The sequence below is a fragment of the Rhizobium pisi genome, from assembly GCF_003938655.1.
In the GTDB taxonomy this organism is placed as follows: domain Bacteria; phylum Pseudomonadota; class Alphaproteobacteria; order Rhizobiales; family Rhizobiaceae; genus Rhizobium; species Rhizobium pisi.
In genome coordinates this window covers 1-7,988 of sequence record NZ_RJJT01000047.1, presented here as the reverse complement: position 1 = coordinate 7,988, position 7,988 = coordinate 1, and the positions used below count along the sequence as shown (strand labels likewise).

7 protein-coding genes and 1 pseudogene are annotated in these 7,988 nt (G+C 53.8%); 5 read left to right on the top strand and 3 right to left on the bottom strand.

Annotated elements, in window-relative coordinates:
- Window positions 1-117: 117 nt before the first annotated feature.
- Together EFD55_RS32625 and EFD55_RS32620 are read right to left on the bottom strand one after the other, a co-directional pair.
- Window positions 118-354 carry a hypothetical protein gene (locus EFD55_RS32625; RefSeq protein ID WP_125851198.1) on the bottom strand — a complete coding sequence of 79 codons (237 nt, stop codon included), beginning with the start codon at window positions 352-354 and terminating at the stop codon, window positions 118-120.
- Between the two features lie 725 nt (window positions 355-1,079).
- Window positions 1,080-2,111, bottom strand: a complete 1,032-nt coding sequence (locus tag EFD55_RS32620) for a hypothetical protein (protein WP_125851196.1) — start codon at window positions 2,109-2,111, stop codon at window positions 1,080-1,082.
- A gap of 588 nt (window positions 2,112-2,699) precedes the next feature.
- Between EFD55_RS32620 and EFD55_RS32615 the strand changes: the two genes are divergently transcribed.
- Complete coding sequence (locus tag EFD55_RS32615; protein ID WP_125851194.1) at window positions 2,700-2,909, top strand: hypothetical protein; 210 nt, start codon at window positions 2,700-2,702, stop codon at window positions 2,907-2,909.
- A gap of 11 nt (window positions 2,910-2,920) precedes the next feature.
- Here EFD55_RS32615 and EFD55_RS32610 read toward each other — a convergent pair whose 3' ends face one another.
- Complete coding sequence (locus tag EFD55_RS32610; RefSeq protein WP_125851192.1) at window positions 2,921-3,301, bottom strand: hypothetical protein; 381 nt, start codon at window positions 3,299-3,301, stop codon at window positions 2,921-2,923.
- A 202-nt stretch (window positions 3,302-3,503) separates the two neighbouring features.
- On the opposite strand from EFD55_RS32610, the pseudogene EFD55_RS32605 reads away from it, so the two are divergent.
- The 4 genes and pseudogenes from EFD55_RS32605 to EFD55_RS32585 form a co-directional block, all read left to right on the top strand.
- Window positions 3,504-4,343, top strand: a pseudogene (locus EFD55_RS32605) (4-hydroxybenzoate 3-monooxygenase); the annotation flags it as partial.
- 182 nt (window positions 4,344-4,525) lie between these two features.
- Window positions 4,526-5,404 (top strand): hypothetical protein, encoded by an 879-nt coding sequence (locus EFD55_RS32600; protein WP_125851190.1) that lies wholly within the window; start codon window positions 4,526-4,528, stop codon window positions 5,402-5,404.
- Complete coding sequence (locus EFD55_RS32595) at window positions 5,401-6,105, top strand: hypothetical protein (protein ID WP_245438692.1); 705 nt, start codon at window positions 5,401-5,403, stop codon at window positions 6,103-6,105. Before EFD55_RS32600 ends, EFD55_RS32595 begins: the two co-directional genes overlap by 4 nt.
- An 863-nt stretch (window positions 6,106-6,968) precedes the next feature.
- Complete coding sequence (locus EFD55_RS32585) at window positions 6,969-7,556, top strand: hypothetical protein (RefSeq protein ID WP_125851186.1); 588 nt, start codon at window positions 6,969-6,971, stop codon at window positions 7,554-7,556.
- Window positions 7,557-7,988: the final 432 nt, after the last annotated feature.

Here is a 7,988-nt window from a genome sequence, read left to right as displayed (position 1 = left end):
TCCGCCCACCATCGCGAACTGCGAGCGGCAGCCTTGGATACTTGGCGCCAAATCGCACGTCTTCACACCGCATGAATCAAAACCTCACTCCGAGATCTTGCTTTCAGAGCGTTAAGTTTACAGTGCCACAAGGTCCTCTGCCGTTTTGAAGTATGCGCAGTTGATCTGTATCCCGTTCGTTAGTCGGAGCAAGGCGACATACGCCTCCGGCACCACCTCGCCTAAACCCTGCCGAGCAGCCACCTGCATCTGATCGAGGGCGTCTTCTTCCGCTACGGGATTGAGGTAGACACCAGCCATTGCGCTGCGACCCAATTCGATCAAGGTTTCCCATGCGTCAGTCTTGTCCGTCATTGCTTTTCCAATGATTGGATCAACCTCAAGCACGCACCTGAAAACAACGCTCGGCCGCACCGCACGAAGCGTAAGCGCTGTTCTGGGGCAACGTCGTGGATCAGCAGCGAGACGTCACCCTTAACGTTGCCGCGTAAGAAACTGAAACTAAAATTCAAAGTTGAAACCGCCCGGGATCATGATCGGCGCCGATGATGGCCGTAAACAGGTTACAAATTTGCGCGCAAAGTCACACTCTTGTTTCCTTTCTGCTTGGGGGGAACTCTTCGGCGCTGATTTACAGGTAGCGATTTCTAACCGTGCTGGAGCAACAAGAAGACAGCGATAATTGTCAATAGGAAAAGTCCTGCCCCCGCCGCGGCTATGCAAAAGAGAGTGAACCATGTCCGCGCATTGCGAAGGCGTGGCCGCTGATCGTCAGCCTTCCTAGTGACGAGATACGCACAGGCCCCGAGGACAACCGGGGTCGTTCCCCCGATCACCATCGCCATTGTTCCTTCTTGGGCAGAAGTTCGCCAGATCATCCCGCACAGGAAAATACCGGCAATAGTTCCCACGATCAATGAACCAAGAATGAGAAGAATGCGCATGGCGTGCCTTTCGACTTGCACGGGAGATGTAGTTATCATCTGTTGTTTGATAGGGCTTCGGAGCTTTTGGCAACGGTTCCGGAAGCAGATCACGATGGATAGGCGAGCAACCGGGATCGTGTTTTCCGCGCATTATCAGTCTGCCGGATCGTCGACCGTGATCTCTTCGAAATCCAGGATGCCTGCTTTTTGGTTGGGCAATGTAGCCAGCACCTGGCCAGCCACCGTCTGCACGATCGAGTTTCCGAACAGAACATCGGGCTGACCATCAGGCTTCGCGAGTTGGCCTCGTACCGGGCTCAGGATCAAGCTATCAGAATCCCGGCCTGGTGACGTCCACTCCTTCGAGCGGATGCGCGTACCGGCAGGGTATGTGACCACGCCCAGACGTAGCCCGGTTGCGAGGACCGCTTCGCTGAAATCCGCGAAATGGCGGTCGCGATCCACAGCTATCCGGGCGCCCTGCAGAGGCAGACCACGTACTGTTGTCATCGTCTCGGGCGCAAGAAAAATGGTCCAGCCACGGGAGGAGCCTGCATGTGCCAGCAGTTTCGCACCAACTGGGATTTCCCAATTTTCGAGGCGATTGGCGGCGCCGAGGACACAGGAATCGAAGACGATCTTGGCAGCTTCGATTTTGTACGCCACCGGCTCCCCTCTCCCACAGAGCCAGCCATCGACGCGCTGGTCGAAGGCCAATATCACCTCCACCGAGGTGGCCGCATAAGTATCTGTATCGAGATCTGGATAGAGGTTACGGCTGAGGCTCGTGGCAGTGAGGCCGTTGATCAAAATCGGAACAGGAAAATGGGCAGCGTCGAAGGCTTCACGGTCGCCCGGCCTCATGCTGTGCAACTGCGTTCCCGCCGGCATGGCGATTCCCGCCACCACAGCCGGGTTTTCAAGGGTAATATTCCGCGCCGCTTCGTCCCGTTTGATATCCGCATCCACGAGGTAGCCTTGATAGACGAAAGATAGGACGAATGTCGACGACAGCGCGAGCAGCATCATGATGGGCAGGGTGAACCACAACCATGCCCGAAACGTTTCTCGCGCGCCGCGCCGGACACTGAGCATCGCCAGCCATGACACGAGGAGGAGCGCCGAGATAGTCGAGACCAGAAGCAAGAGGTAGAAGAAGATGGAGATGGGGGCGATTGGTATCATGGCCGGCTGTGATGACTTTCTGAAATTGATGGCATAAAAGACGCTTTCGGATGTCTGCCGCCTTTTCCTCGTTCACTTTTCGGGCAGTGGAGCCTGAACTTTTCGGTCTTGATTCTGTCAACTCCAAAACGGCCGCTTCACTGATCGTAGCGGCGCTTACCTTGGATAAACAATACTAACGGATAGCTGAAGCAGTTTGAGCTGATCATACGTGTGGTCGGCTTTCGGCCTGAACAATCTGCGAGAGGGGCCAGTTCCGGCTGGAGCGGAGCTGTCGCTTGGTAGCAAATCAACAGCGATGACGCTTGTAGCGGTGACGTGCAAGTTCGGTTGAAGAGTGCTTGGTCGCGCATGCATATTCCGCCGCAAAACTTGAGGCAACGCTACCGGTTGAGGGCTCTAATGGGACCATATCCATGGTCTGCCATATCGCCCCTTTTGCTTTCGCGGCAGCTCGATTTTCAACCCCAGTCAATAAAAGCGATAAAAACGAGGCTTCCGAGAACAACAAGAGCGAAAGCGGCGGTGGCCGCCCGAATAATTCTGGGATGTCGGCGAAGTGGAAGATATGCAAACCAGAATGCTGCAATGAGCGATACGCTCAAAAACAACATTCCAACGACAAAGCTGCCAGCATCCATTCTGCTGAGCGCGGGGTTAGGCACCGTCCCGAGGTATACAACCGACAACCCAATCGTGATCAAGATTGTGAAAACAAAGCTGCAAGAAAAATACGAAAGCCGCAACGCCAGGCTCAACGGCTTTTGTACCGTCATAATGAACAAACGCATTGCTTAGGCGCCACATACTCACTGAATGACGTATGTGCCTTCAACGCTATCCCCCATCTTATAAATCAGGCCGTGGTCCTTGTTCAATTTGAGGTCCAGCCGCGTGAACGGTTGGGATTTGAAAAACGAGCTTGATGAGATCAAGACAACGCCCTCCTCGCTCCGGCTCCAACAGCCATTCGCAGCTTGGTCCATGTTGCCATAGGCCAATGCGTACTCAAAACTGCCGTCGGATCGCAGCAACAGCTCCGAACCTACCTCTGTGACACCTTGGAGATAATAGTGCCCTGCCAATGAAGCGTCAGCGGGCGTGCAATCATTCGCCGATGCGGGCTTACTCAGGCTTACAACGGCAAACAGCCCAAGGATCAAGCTACGTTTCAAATTGCGGTTCAACATGTTTTTGCTGCAAAGCTTCCGAGGGTGAATGTCATTCCCTGTATCGGAGCAGCAGCCCTCAAGCTAGGCATAGTATATAGCTAAACTGATATCATTGCCGAATAATCTGTTTTGTCTCAGAATTTCCGCCATTGCCGCGTTGAATCAGAAGGACGCGCGTCGACGGGAGACGATACACCATTGGTCGTCGTCTCGATCAACAGGCCTGCCGCATGACGGTTTCTCCCTTGCCTTCGACGGACGCGATCGTCGCATCGATCTCAAGGATCTCACCGGCGGCAAGGGCGTCATGGTCTATGGCCAGACCGAATTGACGCGCGACTTGATGGAGCACCGCGAAGCGATCGGCGCAATGAGCATCTATGACGCTTCCAATGTCTGTCCAGACGACAATGATGGGCAGTCGCCCTATGTGACCTACGGGCGGGAGGGGGGCCTATCGCATCGATTGCGACTTCATCGCCGGGTGCGGCGGCTTTCATGGCATCAGCAGGAAATCCGTGTCGCCGAAGGCTATTCGCACATTCGAGAAGGTTTATCCGTTCGGCTGGCTCGGCATTCTTGCCGAGGTGCCGCCGGTCAACCACGAACTGATCTATGCCAATCATCCGCGCGGCTTTGCTTTATGCTCGATGCGGTCGATGACGCGCAGCCGCTATCATCTGCAATGCGCGCTCGACGAGAAGGTCGAGGACTGGAGTGATGATCGCTTCTGGGACGAATTACGCCGGCGGCTTCCAGCACACCTTGCCGAAGTGCTGGTGACCGGTGCGTCCTTCGAAAAATCCATCGCCCCGCTGCGCTCCTTCGTGGCCGAGCCGATGCGCTTCGGCAAACTCTTCCTTGTGGGCGACGCCGCTCATATCGTGCCGCCGACCGGTGCCAAGGGCTCAATCTGGCGGCAAGCGAAGTCCATTCCCTGTTCTGCGGTCTCGCCGAATATTATCAGGACAACTCCAACGCCGGCATCGACGCCTATTGCGCCCGCGCACTCTCTCGGATTTGGAAGGCGGTTCGCTTTTCCCCTTGGATAGCGACGATCGGGAGCGCCCGCGCTATCCTGTAGTTCTGTTTCTTTGTCGTCATCGTCTCGCTTTATCGTTTTGATTGATAAGATTGAAAATCGAGTTGCAGCGAAAATAAAAGGAATGCGATAAGGCGCATCTTGGATATGGCGTTGTTAAAACCCTAAAACCCATTGATTGAAAACCATAGGGCACCGGAATGAATTCAATGCGTCGAGGCGTTCTTGCATTTTTGGGCGGTCTTATCCTGGGAAAGCCATCTCTCGTTAGAGCATCGGGCGAAACACCGGAATTTGCAGTGTCCCGTTCCAGCTACAAGCCACGCCACGTGCTTTGCTTTCTCGGCGGAGAAAATGGTCTTGCGGCGCTCCAGCAGAGCGCCCGCGCCGCTATCGACTTGTTCGGCGATGATTTTACTGTCGATGAGGACAGCTCGCGGGATGAGCCGGACGATCGGATGGTACGGTCATTCAATATTTGCTGGGACCGTGTCGATCCCGACGCCTATCAGGAGACCGATGAAGACGCTGTCGCCGCGCACGGGTCGGTTCTCTACATACTTGGCCCGTCAATGACGGCAGAGACAAGCGTAACGACATCCGCAACAGCCTTGATGTTTGTGCAATACATGCTCGATCATGGTGCAATTGCCGCAAAGGGTGAGAGTGCGGGCGTAGCGCATGGGGTGCAGCGATGGAGGAAGCTTTTCGAGCAGTCGCATGGTGCAGTGGCATCCCGCGATTTGCTGACACATGCAAGAGCTTGCCGTCTTGCATTTGCGCGCCGTCCCATCGGCGATGATGTCGAGGGGATGGCCAGCGTCGGCTTTCATCTGGTTGGATTGCCCGATGTACTCATCACCATTGTCCAAAAAGATGATCAGCAGCCGTCAACCAATACCGAGCAACTCGAGATCGCTGCTTTGATTGATGATATCGCCGATGAAATGACACGGGAAGGCGTAGAGGCAGCCCTGGCGGCTCGTCACGCCGCCCTATCCGACGACACTCGATACGAAGAAGACGAATACAAATTCAATCCGTTCGGAGTGGCAAGCATTCAAGAGAAAAAGCTTTGACGAAGAGACTTTTGAAACTCTCTCTCATTCTGATGGTCCCGATCATTGGAATTTCCTTTCTGGTTCCGACCTATCCCGATGTTCCTGTGGAGACAAATGAAGCTGTTGTCGCGCTCAATGTCAGCAATTCGGGTGAGCGTCTGCTCTTGCGAACGCTCGTTCACGATTTTGATTTCACTCTGCCTCCAAACCGTCTGAACGAGCTGTCATCGGCACGATATGATCAACTCAGTTCGCTCGGTGGAACGCGCGCCTATCTCGACACGATAAGAGTGCAGTCGACGGGCATGGCGACAGCCAAGATCAGCATTGTGCTTGGCGGCTATGATTCCAATCTCAGCGAAACAAAGAAAGGCATATTGCCTGACAATCTCAGAGCTAACCTGGCAACTCTTGGCTTTGTGCCTTCCAACGGAAATGTCGTCGGTGATTTCGACACGCCGCTGTACATGATCTGGAGCACCGAATTGTCAGGACGGCAATACCCCGCAAACAGCCGCGAAGCGTATACCGGGGTCGATCTCACGACGCCAACTGTCTCGGAAACATTGGTGGTTTCAGATGATGAGCCGGCACTGGAACGGAACCGGCGGCTCAATACTATGTTGCGACCGTTGACGGCTTTGAGAGACGGGGTCGAGACAGGGGCTCTCGTGCTTTTCATGATCATCATCGGAGCAAATCCAGCTCCCGGCGGATAGGTGTGAAAAAAGCATCCAAGGGCGCCACCTTGAAGACGTCGCTTAAGTTATAGAAATATATTACGTTCTTTGGAGAAAATAGAGAACATACCGGCGGAGCCCGTAACCCCATTGATGTTCCGATTTTCCTATAAATTTTAAACTGTTGCAGGGCATCCCAACGGGGTCATTGTTCAGAGCCTGTTCACACTCAAATACGTATCGCCGCTTAGCTGGGGCGCATCAACCTCACCGGCATCTACTCCGGGGATACCGAGCAGCAAATGCCGGAAGGATTCAGATCCATACGATTTCCTGGCCTTCTTCTCTGGGCCGCATGACGTTCATTGTATGTTCGCCATTAGGGCAGGATTTTGAACTTCTGCTCTTGTCCTGGGCCCGTTCTGTCGCGCGGCTTCCACGCCGATCAGCCAGCGCGGCAGCTGTGTGAAAAAGGCAGCCATTTGCGCCCGATGTAAAGCCTTAACATTGATCGGCACTCACACATGCAACATGGCGGTCTTGAACGGATTGGAACCGGCGACCCCTCCGACCGAAACACGTTCATCTTCATGCTTCAAAATGAACGCCTTTTATGCGTCCGAAAACAGCGATGCCTTCATCGTCTTCCGTTTCTTTCCAAGCTACGAAAATGCCCCGAAAAACTCTAGCCAAAATTGGTCCAGTTTGAAGGGTTCAGACCAAAGACGGAGCAAATCACGTCGGAATTCGACACCCGAATCTCTATCTCGGCCAACTATGAATGGCTCACCGCTCACAGCAGGCCGCTCGACCTGGCGTAAGCTTTCCGACGATTTCGCTGGATGGCTTGACAAGGCCTTGCTTCATGTCAATTTGCACTAAATGCGCGAGTGTGGATTGACATGAAACAATTTTACCTTTTGGGAATGATGGTGCTTCTCGCAACACCGGCCGTGGCGGACACCATTGCCGATATGAAGAGTTGCCGAGGTGAAGCTGATTCATTGAAGCGCCTGACCTGCTATGATGCAATAAAGATCGATGGCGAGAACACTCCTGCGGATAGCCAAACATCCGCCGCAGTACCCAAAGGGGATGAAGCGAAATCCAACTCCCCGATCACGGCCGCAAAAGTGAGACTTGAGATTCGACAAAAGGATTTCCGTAGGCAGATTCTCAATGATCAGATCATCCTCGTCCCGACCCTCAGAAACGGCACGAAGAAAACGCTCGTTGCAGTCGAGCTCAACATGACCATCAGTGATGCTTTCGGAGAAAAGATTGTTGATCAAATCGCTCGTCTCGACATTAAAATAGCGCCTGGCAAAACCGTAGAAAGCGATTCAATATTCTACTGGAAAGACAACCCCTTCATATCTGATGAAATCTACGACAAGCTCGTAGGGCCGGTTTCCACTGGTGTGGCAAAAGCATCTCTCGATGTGAAGAGAGCTGTTTTTTCGGACGGCACGACGGAAAGCTACCTGTGATTTGGCTCCGATGATTCACCCCCGTTGATATTCGCGACAACCACTTGGAAGTGCCGTAAAGAAATTAAGTGGGGTTATCCCGGCGCGGAACACGACCCTACTTTAGCGCGTAATTATATGATAGTATCAATATCTTGGACACATTTCCCGATAGGTCAACTTTCGGATCCGCTTCACGTGTGACTGTCCTGTTCCCCTCTCGAGGTTGAGCGATGAAACTGTTTGCTACCCGGGTTTGGGGGATGGGCTTCGAGCGTATCCCGATCGCAACCTTCGGAATGAAGGGGCATGTCGATCGCCTGCTCCGTAAGCGCGATTTTCGATGCGCCTTGACGGCTTCGGCACCGCTAAAGCGCCATCGCACCGGTTTCGATATCCGGCTCTATCAGGTCACGGTAGTCTTGGAGTAGTTGAACGGCAGCAGGTCGCCGA

What these genes read in the sequence shown, in the direction of transcription:
- EFD55_RS32625 (WP_125851198.1), bottom strand. Translation starts at nt 354, where the DNA reads ATGACGGACAAGACTGACGCATGGGAAACCTTGATCGAATTGGGTCGC.
- EFD55_RS32620 (WP_125851196.1), bottom strand. Translation starts at nt 2,111, where the DNA reads ATGATACCAATCGCCCCCATCTCCATCTTCTTCTACCTCTTGCTTCTG.
- EFD55_RS32615 (WP_125851194.1), top strand. Translation starts at nt 2,700, where the DNA reads ATGAGCGATACGCTCAAAAACAACATTCCAACGACAAAGCTGCCAGCA.
- EFD55_RS32610 (WP_125851192.1), bottom strand. Translation starts at nt 3,301, where the DNA reads ATGTTGAACCGCAATTTGAAACGTAGCTTGATCCTTGGGCTGTTTGCC.
- EFD55_RS32600 (WP_125851190.1), top strand. Translation starts at nt 4,526, where the DNA reads ATGAATTCAATGCGTCGAGGCGTTCTTGCATTTTTGGGCGGTCTTATC.
- EFD55_RS32585 (WP_125851186.1), top strand. Translation starts at nt 6,969, where the DNA reads ATGAAACAATTTTACCTTTTGGGAATGATGGTGCTTCTCGCAACACCG.